The 14204-nt window shown below is 70.8% G+C and carries 8 protein-coding genes; 5 read left to right on the top strand and 3 right to left on the bottom strand.

Annotated elements, in window-relative coordinates:
* Nucleotides 1–92 precede the first annotated feature (92 nt).
* Entirely contained in the window at nucleotides 93–1268 is a 1176-nt protein-coding gene (locus HUS56_RS03550; protein ID WP_173922015.1) for a DUF4192 family protein, read from the top strand.
* On the opposite strand, the gene HUS56_RS03555 is transcribed toward HUS56_RS03550, so the two are convergent.
* The 3 genes from HUS56_RS03555 to HUS56_RS03565 are packed head-to-tail and all read right to left on the bottom strand — an operon-like array spanning nucleotide 1255 to nucleotide 4685.
* Nucleotides 1255–2697 carry an FAD-binding oxidoreductase gene (locus tag HUS56_RS03555; RefSeq protein WP_254431267.1) on the bottom strand — a complete coding sequence of 481 codons (1443 nt, stop codon included), beginning with the start codon at nucleotides 2695–2697 and terminating at the stop codon, nucleotides 1255–1257. The two genes, HUS56_RS03550 and HUS56_RS03555, sit on opposite strands and share 14 nt — an antisense overlap.
* Before the next feature lie 8 nt (nucleotides 2698–2705).
* Nucleotides 2706–4178, bottom strand: coding sequence for an aspartate aminotransferase family protein (locus HUS56_RS03560; protein WP_173922017.1), 1473 nt, complete (start codon nucleotides 4176–4178; stop codon nucleotides 2706–2708).
* A gap of 24 nt (nucleotides 4179–4202) precedes the next feature.
* Nucleotides 4203–4685 (bottom strand): Lrp/AsnC family transcriptional regulator, encoded by a 483-nt coding sequence (locus tag HUS56_RS03565; protein ID WP_173922018.1) that lies wholly within the window; start codon nucleotides 4683–4685, stop codon nucleotides 4203–4205.
* A 128-nt stretch (nucleotides 4686–4813) separates the two neighbouring features.
* Here HUS56_RS03565 and HUS56_RS03570 point away from each other — a divergent pair, with 128 nt between their 5' ends.
* From HUS56_RS03570 to HUS56_RS03585, 4 genes are all read left to right on the top strand, one after another.
* Entirely contained in the window at nucleotides 4814–5896 is a 1083-nt protein-coding gene (locus HUS56_RS03570; RefSeq protein WP_173922019.1) for an FHA domain-containing protein, read from the top strand.
* 25 nt (nucleotides 5897–5921) lie between these two features.
* Nucleotides 5922–6749 (top strand): PP2C family serine/threonine-protein phosphatase, encoded by an 828-nt coding sequence (locus HUS56_RS03575; RefSeq protein WP_254431268.1) that lies wholly within the window; start codon nucleotides 5922–5924, stop codon nucleotides 6747–6749.
* A gap of 125 nt (nucleotides 6750–6874) precedes the next feature.
* A complete protein-coding gene (locus tag HUS56_RS03580; protein ID WP_173922020.1) occupies nucleotides 6875–8308 on the top strand; it encodes a serine/threonine-protein kinase in 1434 nt (477 codons plus the stop codon).
* Nucleotides 8305–14199 carry a fibronectin type III domain-containing protein gene (locus tag HUS56_RS03585; protein ID WP_173922021.1) on the top strand — a complete coding sequence of 1965 codons (5895 nt, stop codon included), beginning with the start codon at nucleotides 8305–8307 and terminating at the stop codon, nucleotides 14197–14199. The genes HUS56_RS03580 and HUS56_RS03585 overlap by 4 nt, the downstream gene beginning before the upstream one ends.
* Nucleotides 14200–14204 lie beyond the last annotated feature (5 nt).

Below are 14204 nucleotides of genomic sequence, written 5' to 3' on the forward strand. Positions count from 1 at the left end.
CTCGTCCTCCACAGGCGTGGCGCCGCGCGCGGGTCACACCCGGGTTCACCGCTTCGGCGAGGGGGCGGATGCCGCGGCGGCACGCTGTCGGCATGACCACCATCATCCGAGCCGGCGCACCGCACGATCTCCTCGCGCTCGTCCCCGCACTCGCGGGCTTCCTCCCCGAGCGCTCCGTTGTCTGCGTGGCGTTCCGGGGAAACCGCTCAGCGGGCGTCCTCCGGCACGACCTTCCACGACACGCCCGCGACCGCGCCGCGGTCGTCGACGCCATCATCGGCACGATGTGTCGGATGCCGGGTGTCGATGCCATCGTGCCGATCGTGTACACCGACGCCACCTTCGCCGGCGCAGCGGGCATTCCCGAACGCACGCTGCTCTCCCTCGTCGTGCGACGCGCCGAGCAGGCGGGATTCCACGTGCGCGATGCGCTGTGCCGGGCGGCCGACGCGTGGGGCTCGCTGCTCGACCGCGACGGTCCGGCGACGGGCCATCCGCTCGAGCTGATCGATCAGAGTCCGGCGGCACGGCAGGCGCCTGATTCCGGCGCAGCCCTCGGCACCGCGTCGTCCCTCGCGGAGCTTCCCGAACCTGATGCCGCGACGGCCGGGGCGATCGCATCGGAGCTTGCCGCGCTCGCCGACGAGCGGACGCTCGAGGCCCGACTCGTCCGACTCGGTGCCAACGCGGATCCGGTCGAGCTCGTGGAGTCGCTCGTCGCACCTGGTGCCTCGAAGCAGCCCCCTCTCCGACTGGCTTGGTTCCTCCATCTCGCGGGGCGCCCGCCGATCCGTGACGCGATGTTGCTGCAGTTCGCGTTCGGGCCCGCGATCGGCGAGGCGGCTCACCTCGACGCGGAGCAGACGGCCGCCCGGGCCGAGGAGGAGGGTCTCACGGTGGACGAGTTGGTATGCCGCGATGAGGAGCACGGCGTGCTCGACGAGGCGACCGACCTGCTCGGTCGCCTCATGCTCGGCCAGTCGCCGCTCCGGCCCGATGTCCGACGCGTCGAGCGGGCCCTCACCGTCGTGCGCACGGCGATCGCCGCCGCGCCGACCGAGTCTCGCTGCGGCGCGCTCTGCATCGCGGCCTGGCTCGCCTGGTCGATCGGCCGTGGCTCGGGCGCGAGCGCACTGCTCGACCAGGCGCTCGCCATCGACCCCGGGCACACGATGGCCGCACTGCTGACCGAGTTCATCGGCAGCGGGGCGCTGCCGGAATGGGCATTCGCCGAGTCGGGGGCGACGGGGCCGGTCAGTGCCCGGTGAACGGGGCGATCACGCGGGCGGTGAGCGACGGTCGCGCCGTGATCCGCTCCTCCACGTCGGCGAGGGCCATCCCCAGGAGGCCGAGATTGGTACCCGCGAACCGCAGCGGCTCGGGTTCCCACAGGGGAGAGCGGTGATTCGTCCACGGCAGCCGCACCAGGTCGGTGTCGTGCCCCAGTACGAGGTCGGCCAGGGTGCGTCCGGCGAGGTTCGTCGTCGAGAGCCCGTCGCCGACGTACCCGCCGGCGAAGCCGACGCCCGTGCGGGGGTTGTAGCTCGCGCTGGCATGCCAGTCGCGCGCGATGCCCAGCGGTCCGCCCCATCGGTGCGTGACCTGGGCACCGCCCACCGCCGGGAACAGGTCGCGCAGGGCGGCGTGCAGGTGCTCGAAGACGCGCTCGTCGCGTTCGAACTCCGGTCCGATCGCGCTGCCCCAGTGGTAGCGCGCCCCGCGTCCGCCGAACGCGAACCGGTTGTCCGCGGTGCGCTGACCGTAGACGAGCAGGTGGCGATAGTCGCTGAAGGTCTGGCCGTGGCGGATGCCGATCTCGTCCCAGACCTCCTCGGGCAACGGCTCCGTGGCGATCATGAGCGAGTGGATCGGCGCGACGCGCCGCCGCGCACGAGGGAGCTGCGATCCGTACCCCTCGAGCGCGATGATCACGTGCCGAGCCGACACGACGCCTTCCCGGTGGCCATCGACCGCGCTGAACCGCACCTTGCCCGCCGACCAGTCGAGCACCTCCGTGCGTTCGAAGATCGAGACCCCCATCGTTTCGACCACCTCGGCGAGTCCACGCACGAGCTTCGCGGGGTGCACCCTGGCGCACGCGGGGTCGAACGTGGCAGCGGGCGCCTCACCGTCGAGGCCGGTCGCACCGAATCGACCGCTGACGGTGCGCTGATCCCAGTACTCGATGCGATCGACGCCGAAGCGCGCCGCCTCGGCGGCCTCGGCGCGGGCGGCCCCCCGCTGCACGTCGTTCCGCGCGAACACCACCGTGCCGCCCAACTCGTAGTCGCAGTCGATGCCCTCGGCTCGCGTGACGCGGCCGACCTCCTCGACGGTGTCGACCATCGCCTGCCGCATGGCGACCGCCGCCTCGAAGCCGGCGTCGCGTTCGAGTCGCCCCGCCGAACGAGGGAACAGCGCCGAGCACCATCCGCCGTTCCGCCCCGAGGCGCCGAACCCGGCGATCTCGCGCTCGATCACCGCGATCCGAAGCGCCCGATCGGCCTTCGCGAGGGCGTACGCCGTCCACAATGCGGTCAACCCGCCGCCGACGAGGCAGACATCGAACCGCGCGTCGCTCGTGAGCGGCGCCCTGGGCTGGAGCCGATCTCGTCCGGCGACCACGAGGTCATCGAGCCAGAAGCTCGCGCGCCGGTACGAGGCCTGCGAACCGTCCGTCTGCGCAGGCCTCGCCACCTTCGCCATCAGACTCGCGCCGGCACGAGGAGGTGTTCTCCGCCGTGCTCGTGACCCCGGAAGTCGGCGGCACGGTTCGTGGCCTCGGTCAGCACGCCTCGCAGGATCTGCTCGATCTCCTGGAACTCGGGCACGCCGATCGTGAGCGGGGGTGCCAGCTGGATGACGGGGTCGCCGCGGTCGTCGGCACGGCAGTACAGGCCCGCGTCGTACAGCGCCTTCGAGAGGAAGCCGCGCAGCAGGTGCTCGGACTCCTCGTCGTTGAACGTCTCGCGGGTCGCCCGGTCCTTCACGAGTTCGATGCCGAAGAAGTACCCGTCGCCGCGCACGTCGCCGACGACCGGGATGTCGAGCAGCTTCTCGAGCTCCGCACGGAACAACGGCGAGTTCTCGCGCACACGCTCGTTGAGGCCCTCCTCCTCGAAGATGTCGAGGTTCGCCAGCGCCACGGCGGCCGACACGGGGTGCCCGCCGAACGTGTAGCCGTGGTAGAACGACGTCGTGCCGGTCTTGAAGGGCTCGTAGATCCGGTCGGAGATGATGGTGGCGCCGATCGGGGAGTAGCCCGAGGTCATGCCCTTGGCGCAGGTGATCATGTCGGGAACGTAGCCGTATGCATCGCACGCGAACATGTGCCCGATGCGACCGAAGGCGCAGATCACCTCGTCGGAGACGAGCAGCACGTCGTACTCGTCGCAGATCTCGCGCACGCGCTGGAAGTAGCCGGGCGGCGGCGGGAAGCATCCGCCCGAGTTCTGCACCGGCTCGAGGAAGACCGCGGCGACGGTCTCGGGGCCCTCGAAGAGGATCATCTCCTCGATGCGGTTCGCCGCCCAGACGCCGAAGGCCTCGAGGTCGTCGGCGGGAGCGCCGACGTCGGCCGCCCGGTAGAAGTTCGTGTTCGGCACGCGGAACCCGCCCGGCGTGACCGGCTCGAACATCTCCTTCATCGCCGGGATACCGGTGATGGCGAGGGCACCCTGGGGGGTGCCGTGGTAGGCCACGGCTCGCGAGATCACCTTGTGCTTCGTCGGCCGGCCCATCAGCTTCCAGTAGTACTTGGCGAGCTTGAACGCCGTCTCGACGGCCTCGCCGCCGCCTGTGGAGAAGAAGACGCGGTTGAGGTCACCCGGGGCGTAGCCGGCCAGGCGGTCGGCGAGTTCGATGGCCGCCGGGTGGGCGTACGACCAGATCGGGAAGAAGGCGAGCTCCTCGGCCTGCTTCGCCGCCACCTCGGCGAGGCGGCGACGACCGTGACCCGCGTTGACGACGAAGAGTCCCGAGAGCCCGTCGAAGTACTGCCGACCGTCGACGTCGTAGATGTGGTGCCCCTCGCCGCGCGTGATGATCGGCACGCCCGACGTCTCCATCGTGGACTGCCGGGCGAAGTGCATCCAGAGGTGGTCCTTCGCCTTCTGCTGCAGGTCGTCGGGGTCGTACGCCACGGAGTTGCGGCTCGGCGGCATGTCGAGGGTCGTCATCTTCTTCCTCCTTCGGAGTCCCGCTCAGCGGGTGCCCCAGTTGTAGTACTGCTTCTGAAGCTTCAGGTACACGAACGTCTCGGTGCTCTGCACGCCCTCGAGATTGCGGATGCTCGAGTTCAGCAGGGTGATGAGCTCGTCGTCGTCCTCGCACACCACCTCGGCGAGCAGGTCGAAGCTCCCCGCCGTGAGCACGACGTAATCGATCTCTGGGATCTCGGCGAGGCGCTCGGCGAGCACGCGGGTGTCGCCGTCGGCACGGATTCCGATCATCGCCTGACGCGTGAAGCCGAGCTGCATCGGGTCGGTCACCGCGACGATCTGCATGACGCCGGCCTCGGTGAGTCGCTGGACGCGCTGCCGCACGGCCGCCTCCGACAGGCCGACCGCCTTGCCGATGTCGGCGTACGACCGTCGGCCGTCGGCCTGCAGCTGCTCGATGATCGCCTTCGACACGTCGTCGAGGTTCACCGGGCGCGGCACACCGTTGCGGAGGGCATTCGTCATTCGTCGATTGTGACAGTGAAGGATGCCTCTGGCAAGCGATTCCGTCGCCATGAGGCCGCGCGACAACTGATTTCGCTGCACCAGCGCCTGGTTCGCCCACAGGCGGCGCGAGTGCCAGACTGGTCGTCATGGTCGCGGGATCCGTCACGAGCGCGGCGGTGACCGGTGCCCCCGCGTGGGACGTCGTCGTCGGCGAACGATTCATCGCGGCGATCGCCGCGCCGTCGCCCGATCGCTGCTCGAGTGCGCTCGCCGACGCGTCGACCGACGAACGCATCGGCATCGAACAGCTCGTCGGGCTCGTGCCCGTCGGAGGGGCCGACGCGGTCGAGTCGTTCGCGATCCTCTGGTGGCCGCGAACCGGCGGTGAGGTGACCGCGGTGGTCCGCGGAACCGCCGTCGGCGACCTGGGCTCGCCCGGTGGCGTGCGCCGATTCGATGCGCGCGGCATCCACCCGTGGCACCTCGCCGAGTTCGGGGGCGTGACCGCCCTGCGGATCACCTCGGCGGAGTCGCCGCTCGACGGCCTCGGCGACGCGCCCGACCCGGGGCGCCAGTCGCGGGCGGGCCTGCGAGCATCGTCCGTCGAATGGGCGCCCGGCGCGAACGGCAGCGGCGGTGCGCGTCTCGAGCACGACATGGTGCGAGGCCACTCCGACTCCGATACCCAGCTCATGGTCACGCGGCATCCCGCCGATGCTGAAGGCCCGGTCGCCACGACGCCGATCTCGGTCATCCCCGAAGCGATGATCCTGCGCTCGGAAGTCACGGCCCTCAGGACCGACCCCAGCGCGAACCCCTCGCAACCGCAGGACGGCTCGCCCGACGCCGAGGCTGCGACGTCACTGCCGTACCCCCCGGGGTTCCGCATCGGCTCCGGCCCGGTGCGGCGAGTCACCGGACCGGTGCTCGTCGGGCGACGGCCCCTGCCGCCACGCATCCCGGATCGGCCGGATTCACCAGTCGAGCTGGTCACCGTCGCGTCGCCCGGCGGCGTCGTCTCAGGCACCCACCTCGAGCTCCGGGTGCAGGGCGAGCGGCTCGTCGCCACCGATCTGCGCTCGACGAACGGCACGATCGGCCGCCCCTCCTCGGGGGTTCGGCGCATGCGGGCCGGCGAATCCATCGTCGTCGCACCGGGCACGAGCCTCGACCTCGGAGACGGTACGATCATCCAGATCGTCCACTCCCCTGAACGTCGCCCCGAGTGACCCAGAGAGACAGCAGGCTCAACGCGTGACGCAGATCGGCAACGGCAATGCCAGGCATCGCGTGATCCTGCCCGACGAGACGGAGATCACCATCTCCTGGGCCGCGATGACCGACACCGGTCTGCGACGAGAGGTGAACGAAGACAGCTTCGTCGCGCAGGCGCCGATCTTCGCCGTCGCCGACGGCATGGGCGGTCACGCCGCAGGCGACTTCGCGAGTGCGGCCGTCGTCACTCGCCTCGCCGAGTACGGCGGCAAGCCCATCATCGGCACGCCCGAGATCGATCACGCCCTGCGGCTCGCCGTCCAGGACATGGGGCGAGGAGCCGGCGTCACCGACGAGGGGAGCGGGACCACGGTCACCGGGGCGGCGCTCGGTGCCGTGTCCGACGAGCCGGCCTGGATCGTCTTCAACATCGGCGACTCCCGCGTCTACCGCCTCGTGGGGGGTGTGCTCGAGCAGCTCACCGTCGACCACTCGATCGTGCAGGAGCTCGTCGATGCCGGGCAGATCACCCGCGAGGAGGCCGACACCCATCCCCACTCGAACGTGATCACGCGTGCCGTCGGATTCCACGAGGCGCCCATCCCCGACTACCGCGCGGTCGCCGTCGAGGAGGGGATGCGACTGCTCATCTGCTCCGACGGGCTGACGAAGGAGCTGACCTCCTACGGCATCCGCCATTTCCTCCTGGCCAATCAGCGCTCCGAGAAGGCTGCGCGCCAGCTCGTCGAAGCGGCGCTCGGCAACGGGGGGCGCGACAACATCACCGTCGTCGTCGTCGACGTGTTGAAGGTCGCCCGCCGGCACCCGCCGAGACACGGCCGCTCGGGGGCCGACGAGCTGAACTGAGGGATGCCGCGCCGCGAGTGATGCCTGTCCACCAGACGGCGATGCCGCATCCGCGCCCAATCTACAATGGGGGCACCGAGCCGCCGTGACACGGTCGGCTCGATGGACCGAGCGCTGGGAGGATCGTGTCGAGGCGTCTGCCGTCCACCCCGCCGAACCTGCCCGGGTTCGCGTTCATCCGAGTGCTCGGCTCGGGGGGATTCGCCGACGTGTTCCTCTACGAGCAGAACATGCCCAGGCGGCTCGTCGCCGTGAAGGTGCTGCTTCCCGAGGTCGTCAACGACGAGCTCCGGCAGATGTTCCAGGCCGAGGCGAACCTGATGGCGCAGCTGTCGTCGCATCCGTCGATCCTCACCGTCTACCAGGCGAGCGTCGCTGCCGACGGCCGGCCCTACCTCGTGATGGAGTACTGCTCGTCGACGCTCGGCCAGCGCTACCGAGCCGTGCAGCTGCCGCTGGCCGAGGTGCTCTCGATCGGCGTGCGCGTGGCAAGCGCCGTCGAGACCGCACACCGGCAGGGCGTGCTGCACCGCGACATCAAGCCCTCGAACATCCTGACGACCGCGTACGGTCATCCCGTCCTCTCCGACTTCGGCATCGCCGCGACGCTCGGTGAAGCCGAGACCACCGACGCGGTTGGACTGTCGATCCCGTGGTCGGCGCCCGAGGTGCTCCACGACGAGGTCTCCGGCTCGGTCGCCAGCGAGGTCTGGTCGCTCGGTGCGACCGTCTACTCCCTCGTCGCGGGTCGCAGCCCGTTCGAGGTTCCCGGCGGCGACAACGCCCCGGCCGCCCTCATGGCACGCATCGAGAAGGCGAAGCCCGCGCCCACCGGCCGTGTCGACGTTCCACCGAGCCTCGAGCGGGTCCTCGCACGTGCGATGTCGAAGCGTCCCCAAGACCGCCAGTCGAGTGCGCTGGAGTTCATCCGCGACCTGCAGTCCGTGGAGGACGAGCTCGGCCTCCCGCAGACACCGCTCGAGGTCGCGATGGACGACTGGGCACTCGCCACCGCGGTCGATCTCGACGAGCGCACGCGCATCGGCGGCCAGCACGCCATCTCCGAGGCCGGCGGCGCCCGCCGCCGCATCCGGCGCGCCGCGAACCGGGGCTCCAACACGGCGCTCGGCGTCGACTCGCGAGCGCCCGAGGTCACGACGGGTCGTGCCCGGTCGTCACCGCCGACGACCAAGCGGCTCGTCTGGGGCATCTCCATCGTGGCGGCGCTCCTCGTCGCGCTCGTCGGTGCGGGCGCGCTCGCGGTGGTCCAGGGCACCCGGTCGATCCCCGTCGTCACCGATCTCAGGGGCATGGTGGCCGAGGGCGACGGAACCGCGGTCATGTTCTCCTGGGACGACCCCGGCCTCCGGGCCGGCGATGCCTACGTCGTGCAGATCAACGGCACCTCGAGTCCGCCCCAGCGCATGGCGACGATCGCGGTGCCAGCCGACGACGGCGACCACGTGTGCGCCGTCGTCACGGTGACCCGCGACGGCAAGTCCGGCGCGCCGAGTGCCGAGAAATGCGTCGACGTCGAGGTCCAGGCGGGGGTCGGATGATGTGGACGCCACGCCTGGCTGCGCATCGGTCGGCGCTCATCACCGCGGGGGCGATCACGGCGGTCGTCGCGGTCGTCGCCGGAGCGGCGCTCGCCTCCGGCGGGTATGCCGCGCAGCGCGTCGATCTCGGAGACGCGTCGGTCTGGGTGGTCAACGATGGCGAGAACTCGATCGGCCGCGCCAACACGGCGTTGCTCGAGCTCAACTCGGTGGTGCTGTCGGGCAGTGCCAGTGCCGAGGTCGTGCAGCAGGGCTCCACCGTGCTCGTGCTCGACCGCGATCGCGCGAGCGTCGGCATCGTCGATCCTGCCACGTCCACGATCGTGGAGAGCGTGGCGGTTCCACCCGACGACCCGTCGGTCGCCCTCGCCGGCTCGCGTGTCGTGGTCGCCTCTGCCGGCGACGTGTGGTCGGTCCCTGCGGAGCTGCTCGCCGACTTCGACAGTGAGTCCGATCCGGCCCTCACGTTCGGGGCAGGCACCGTGACCTCCGTCGACCCCTCGGGCGTGCTCTTCGCGTACACGCCGACGACGGGCGACATCGCTCGGGTCGACGCCGCCGATGAGGAGACCGTCGACGCGTGGTGGCAGATCCCGCCGGTCGAGGATCACCACCAGGTGCAGATCACCTCGATCAACGGTCGTTGGGTGGTCCTGGATGCCACCGCGGGCGTGCTGCACTTCGAGGGGCGCGCCGACGTCGACCTCACACGGGTGCTCGAGTCGCCCGACCTGCTTTCGCTGCAGCTCCCATCGGCGTCGGGCGACACGGTCGCCGTCGCCCATCGCCGAGGCCTCCTCGTCGTGGACGTCGACGGGGGTGACCCGCGGGTGTTCGTCGAGGGTGTGTCGGGCACGCCCGCCGCGCCCATCGAGCACGGCGGCTGCCTTCACGCGGCGTGGGCGAGCGGTGAGGCCTGGCGGTCGTGCGGCGACGACGGAGCAGACGGCGGAACCCCGATCAGGCTCGAGAACGCTGACGGTTCGGGCGAGTTCGCGTTCCGGGTGAACGGCTCGGCGCTCGCGCTGAACGATGCCCGCAGCGGCGTCAGCTGGGCTGCCGCCGATGACTACGGCGTGATCGACAACTGGAACGAGCTGCTTGCGAGCGAACGCGACGAGAAGACCGTCGAGCTGCCCGACGCCGAGACGCCGCCGATCGTCGAGAAGAGCCAGGTGCCGCCGGTGGCCGTCGCCGACGAGTTCGGCGCGCGCCCCGGGCGGTCGACGCTGCTGCCGGTGCTGCTCAACGACTACGACGCGAACGGCGACGCCCTCGTGATCGAGGCGACCGACGGCGACCTCCCGCCGTGGGCGCACCTGGAGCGGGTCGCCGAGAACCAGCAGCTGCAGCTCAGGCTCGAGGATGCGGCATCCGGCGCGTTCTCGTTCGGCTACACCATCAGCGACGGACACGAGGCGACGGTACGGGCCGTCGTGACCGTGAGCGTGCGCGAGCCCGACGAGAACGGTCCGCCCGCGCCCGCTGAGCAGCGGGTCAGCAGGGCGTCGGTCGTGAGCGGCGGTCGGGTCACCGCTTCCGTGCTGGGCGACTGGGTCGACCCCGACGGCGATCCGGTCTTCCTCAAGTCTGCCTCGGCCGGCTCAGGTGACGTGTCGTGGACGGCGGAGGGGGTCGTCGTGTTCACTGAGCGCGGCGGAGGCGCCGGCTCCGAGCACACCGTGTCGCTCGTCGTCTCCGACGGCCGGGAGGAGCGGGCCGGCACGCTCACCATCGATGTGCATGCCCCTGGCGCCGTGCCGCCGATCGCGGAACCGTTCGTGGTCCTCGCGACCGCCGACAAGGAGATCCGGGTCGACCCGCTCCGTCACGTGCGAGGAGGGTCCGGTCCGATCAGGCTCAGCGCCGTGCCAGCGAAGCCCGACGCCGTGCTGACCCCCGACTTCGACGGCGGGAGTTTCCGGTTCACGAGCGCCGTGGAGCGCACGCACTTCCTCGAGTACACCGTGACCGACGGCTACGAGACGGCGACGGGCATCGTGCGCGTCGAGGTGTCGGCGCCGCACGACCGCAACACCAAGCCGATCACGGTGCCGCACACGGCGTTCGTCCGCCCGGATCAGGCGGTCGACGTCGACGTGCTCGCCACCGACATCGATCCGACCGGTGGCGTGCTCGTCGTGTCAGGGGTCGTCGAACCGGTCGACCCGGCGATCCGGGTGGAGGTCATCGACCATCGGATCCTCAGGGTGACGTCGATGGATCCGGATGAGACCGGGCCCACGGCGTTCGGCTACACCGTGAGCAACGGACTCGGCGAGGCGGTGGGCGAGGTCACGGTCGTGCGGATGCCGCCCCTCGCCATCGCGCAGCCGCCGGTGGCGGCCCCCGACACCATCGCAGCGCGGACGGGCGACGTCGTCGACATCCCCGTGCTGGCGAACGACGAGCATCCCGATCAGCTGTCGCTCACGCTCTCGCCCGAGCTCGTCGCGGCGCCGGCGTCAGGGCAGGGATTGCTGTTCGTCGCCGGCGACCGGCTGCGGTACTTCGCGCCCGATGATCCCGGCGAGTTCACCGCTCGCTACGAGGTCACCGCCTCCGATGGGCAGTTCGCGCCGGCTGACGTCAGCATCTCCGTGCGGCCCGCCGATCCCGACACGAACTCGCCGCCCGTGCCTCCCGCCGTGACGGCCCGGGTGCTCGCGGGCGACAAGGTGCGGATTCCGATCCCCCTCGGCGGCGTCGACCCCGACGGCGACTCGGTGCAGTTGCTGAGCCAGGAGTCGAACCCCGAACGAGGCACGGTCATCGATCGGGGCGCCGACTGGCTCGAATACCAGGCGGGCGACTACTCGGCCGGGACCGACACCTTCCAGTACTCCGTGATCGACGCGCTCGGTGCCCGCGCGGTCGGGTCGATCCGGGTGGGCATCGCCGCCCCGCTCAGCGTGGCTCGCGCGCCCGTCGCCGTCGACGACGTGGTCACGGTCCGTCCTGGGCGCACGATCTCGGTTCGCGTGCTCGAGAACGACTCCGACCCGGACGGCGACGCACTCTCGGTGCAGTCGATCGAGACGATCCACGGCGACGTCGAGGCGACCACCGTCGACGGCCACACGGTCCAGGTGGCAGTGCCCCCGACCGAGGGCGACCTCGGCTTCATCTACACGGCGGCGAACGACCATCTCGGAACGGCGTCGGCATTCCTCAGGGTGGAGGCTCGAGAGGATGCGCCGCTGGCCCGTCCCGAGGCCCACGACACCGTGCTGAGCCTGAGTGACATCCTCGACAAGGAGGTGGTCGACGTCGAGGTGCTGCGCAACGTGTTCCTCGCCGATGACGATGTGGCCGACGCCGTCGTCGGGCTCGTTCCCGGCTACGACGAGGGCGCCCGCGTGCGCCGCGACGGGAGCGTCCGGATCGAGGTGGAGGACCGCCAGCGGATCATCCCGTTCTCGGTCAGCCACCCCGACGACCCCGAGAACACCGCGCACGCCTTCATCTGGGTACCGGGCCGCGACGACGCCCTGCCGCAGCTGCGTCGCGACGCACCGAAGGTGCAGGTGCGCAGCGGCGAGGAGGTGCAGTTCGAACTCGAGGAGTTCGTGATCGCGGCGTCGGGGCGGCCCGTGCGCATCACCGACACGGCGAGCGTGCGCGCCTCGCACAGCGATGGCACCGATCTCGTCGTCGATCACGACACCCTCCGGTTCCGCAGCGCATCCGGCTACTACGGGCCGGCGTCGCTGTCGTTCACGGTGACCGACGGTGAGTCGGCGACCGACCCCGGGGCGCGCACCGGCACCATCGTCATCCCCATCGACGTGAAGCCCGCCGACGACCAACCGCCGGCCTTCACCGGCGGGGTGGTCGACTTCGAACCGGGGCAATCGAAGACGATCGATCTCCTCAAGCTCACGAACTACCTGTATCCCGACAAGGTCGAGGAGCTCCAGTACCGCGTGCTGCCGCCCGCGGCGGAGGGATTCGGCACCTCGCTCAACGACCGGGAGCTCACCATCACGGCCGCCGACTCGACCCCGACCGGCACCCGTGGGCTCGTGTCGATCGCCGTCGCGGATGCCGCGGGCGTCGGTCCGCCCGGCAGGATCGAGCTTCGGGTGGTCCCGTCGACTCGGCCGATCGCCCGGCCGGCACCCGACCATGCCGTCGTCGCTCGTGGGCGCACGACGACGATCGACGTACTCGAGAACGATCGTGCGACCAACCCGTTCCCCGACACCCCGCTGCGAGTGGTGGGCGTGCGCGGCCTCGGTCAGAACCTGCCCCCCGGCGTGCACATCGACCCGAGCGACGATCGCTCGACGCTCACGGTCCGCGTCGACGAGCGAGCCGACCCCGTCGACACGACGCTCCACTACCAGGTCGCCGACGCGACGGGTGAACCGAGCAGGTATGCCACGGGCACGGTGGTCATCTCGGTGCAGGATCGACCCGATCCCGTCACGGGGCCGCAGGTCACGGGATTCGGTGACGGCTACCTCGATGTGACCTTCGGTGCCGGCGGATTCAACAACTCGCCGATCACGGGCTACGAGATCGCCCTCGTGGATCCGGCCGACGGTGCGGTTCGGGCGACGTCCACGTGCGACGCGACCACGTGCACCGTGCCGACGCCCGGCAACGGCGAGGGCAATCCGGTTCTCGTGCGGGTGCAGGCTCGCAATGCGATCGGGCTGTCCGATCCCGTCGAGGCGCCGGGTCCCGTCTGGTCGGACGTGATCCCCCCGCCGCCGCAGGACGTGCGTGCGGTCCCGCTCGACGGCGGCCTGGAGATCACGTGGTCTCCCGTCTCGGCCGGCGCGGGCTCCGAGGTGGAGTCGTACGTCGTCACGGTCGCCGGCGTCGCGAGCCAGCTGCGGGCGAGTGCCTGCACGACCAGTTCGTGCTCGACCCGGGTCTACGGTCTCTTCAACGGAAGCCAGGTCCCGTTCACGGTGAGCGCGCGGAACCAGGCGTACCCCGCGCTCGCAGCATGGACCGAGGCCGGCGGCATGGGCGTGCCCTTCGGCGCCCCGATCGCCGGGGCGATCGACGTCAGCCCGAACGCGGCGGCGGGCACGGTCACCGTGTCGTGGACGCCGTTCGACGGGAACGGCGACGGCATCGGCGGCTACTTCGTCCAGCGGCTCGCAGACGGGCAGACCAGCGTCCCCACCGGGCCGCAGGCCTGCTCGGTGACGAGCCCGCCGCCCGGGCAGGTGGTGCCGCCTTCGAGCGGTGGCACGGTCGCCGAGGTCGTGCAGGTCGGTCCCGATGCCTCGAGCGTGGAGTTCGCCGGCGCCGTCACGGAGTCGACGACGTACGCCTTCGTGGTGTGGGGCTACAACCGGTCGGCATGCGTGAACACGCAGGTGGCGGGTGTCGTCGTGCGGCCGGCGCCGGGTGCGGTGACCGGCGTGCAGAGCCGCATGGACTGGATGAACGCCGAGACCTGGGACCGCTACGTCGACCGTGTCGACTCCGGCGGCTCCTCGCTCCAGATCGTCGCCGTCGACGCCAACGGGGCGCAGATCGGCCAACCGCAGCAATTCGCCGGATCCGGCTGGCTCCGGGCGGTGCTCAACCGACCGTTCGGCGAGTCGGCGCGGTTCCAGGTCCGCTCCTGTTCGATCTGGGGCAGTTGCGGACCATGGTCGGCGGTGTTCCCGGCCGACGCCCGACCGTCGCTGACGTTCGCGTTGCCGACCCGGGCGTGGGATGGTGCGACCGCGACCTGGTCGTGGATGGCAGCCCCTGACAACGCCGGCCTGCCGGCCGCATTCCGGTGCGGCGTCGACGGGCAGGGTGAGGGCCGCAACGCACAGACGGCGACGACCTGCCAGATCCCGAACGCCCAACCGGCGGATCGAGTCTGGCTGGACGTGGAGATCGCGGGCGTGACGGCCCGGTACTGGAATCGATGAGCGAG

Source organism: Agromyces sp. Marseille-P2726, from assembly GCF_902809835.1.
GTDB lineage: Bacteria > Actinomycetota > Actinomycetes > Actinomycetales > Microbacteriaceae > Agromyces.

What these genes read in the sequence shown, in the direction of transcription:
- HUS56_RS03550 (WP_173922015.1), top strand. Translation starts at nt 93, where the DNA reads ATGACCACCATCATCCGAGCCGGCGCACCGCACGATCTCCTCGCGCTC.
- HUS56_RS03560 (WP_173922017.1), bottom strand. Translation starts at nt 4,178, where the DNA reads ATGACGACCCTCGACATGCCGCCGAGCCGCAACTCCGTGGCGTACGAC.
- HUS56_RS03565 (WP_173922018.1), bottom strand. Translation starts at nt 4,685, where the DNA reads ATGACGAATGCCCTCCGCAACGGTGTGCCGCGCCCGGTGAACCTCGAC.
- HUS56_RS03570 (WP_173922019.1), top strand. Translation starts at nt 4,814, where the DNA reads ATGGTCGCGGGATCCGTCACGAGCGCGGCGGTGACCGGTGCCCCCGCG.
- HUS56_RS03585 (WP_173922021.1), top strand. Translation starts at nt 8,305, where the DNA reads ATGATGTGGACGCCACGCCTGGCTGCGCATCGGTCGGCGCTCATCACC.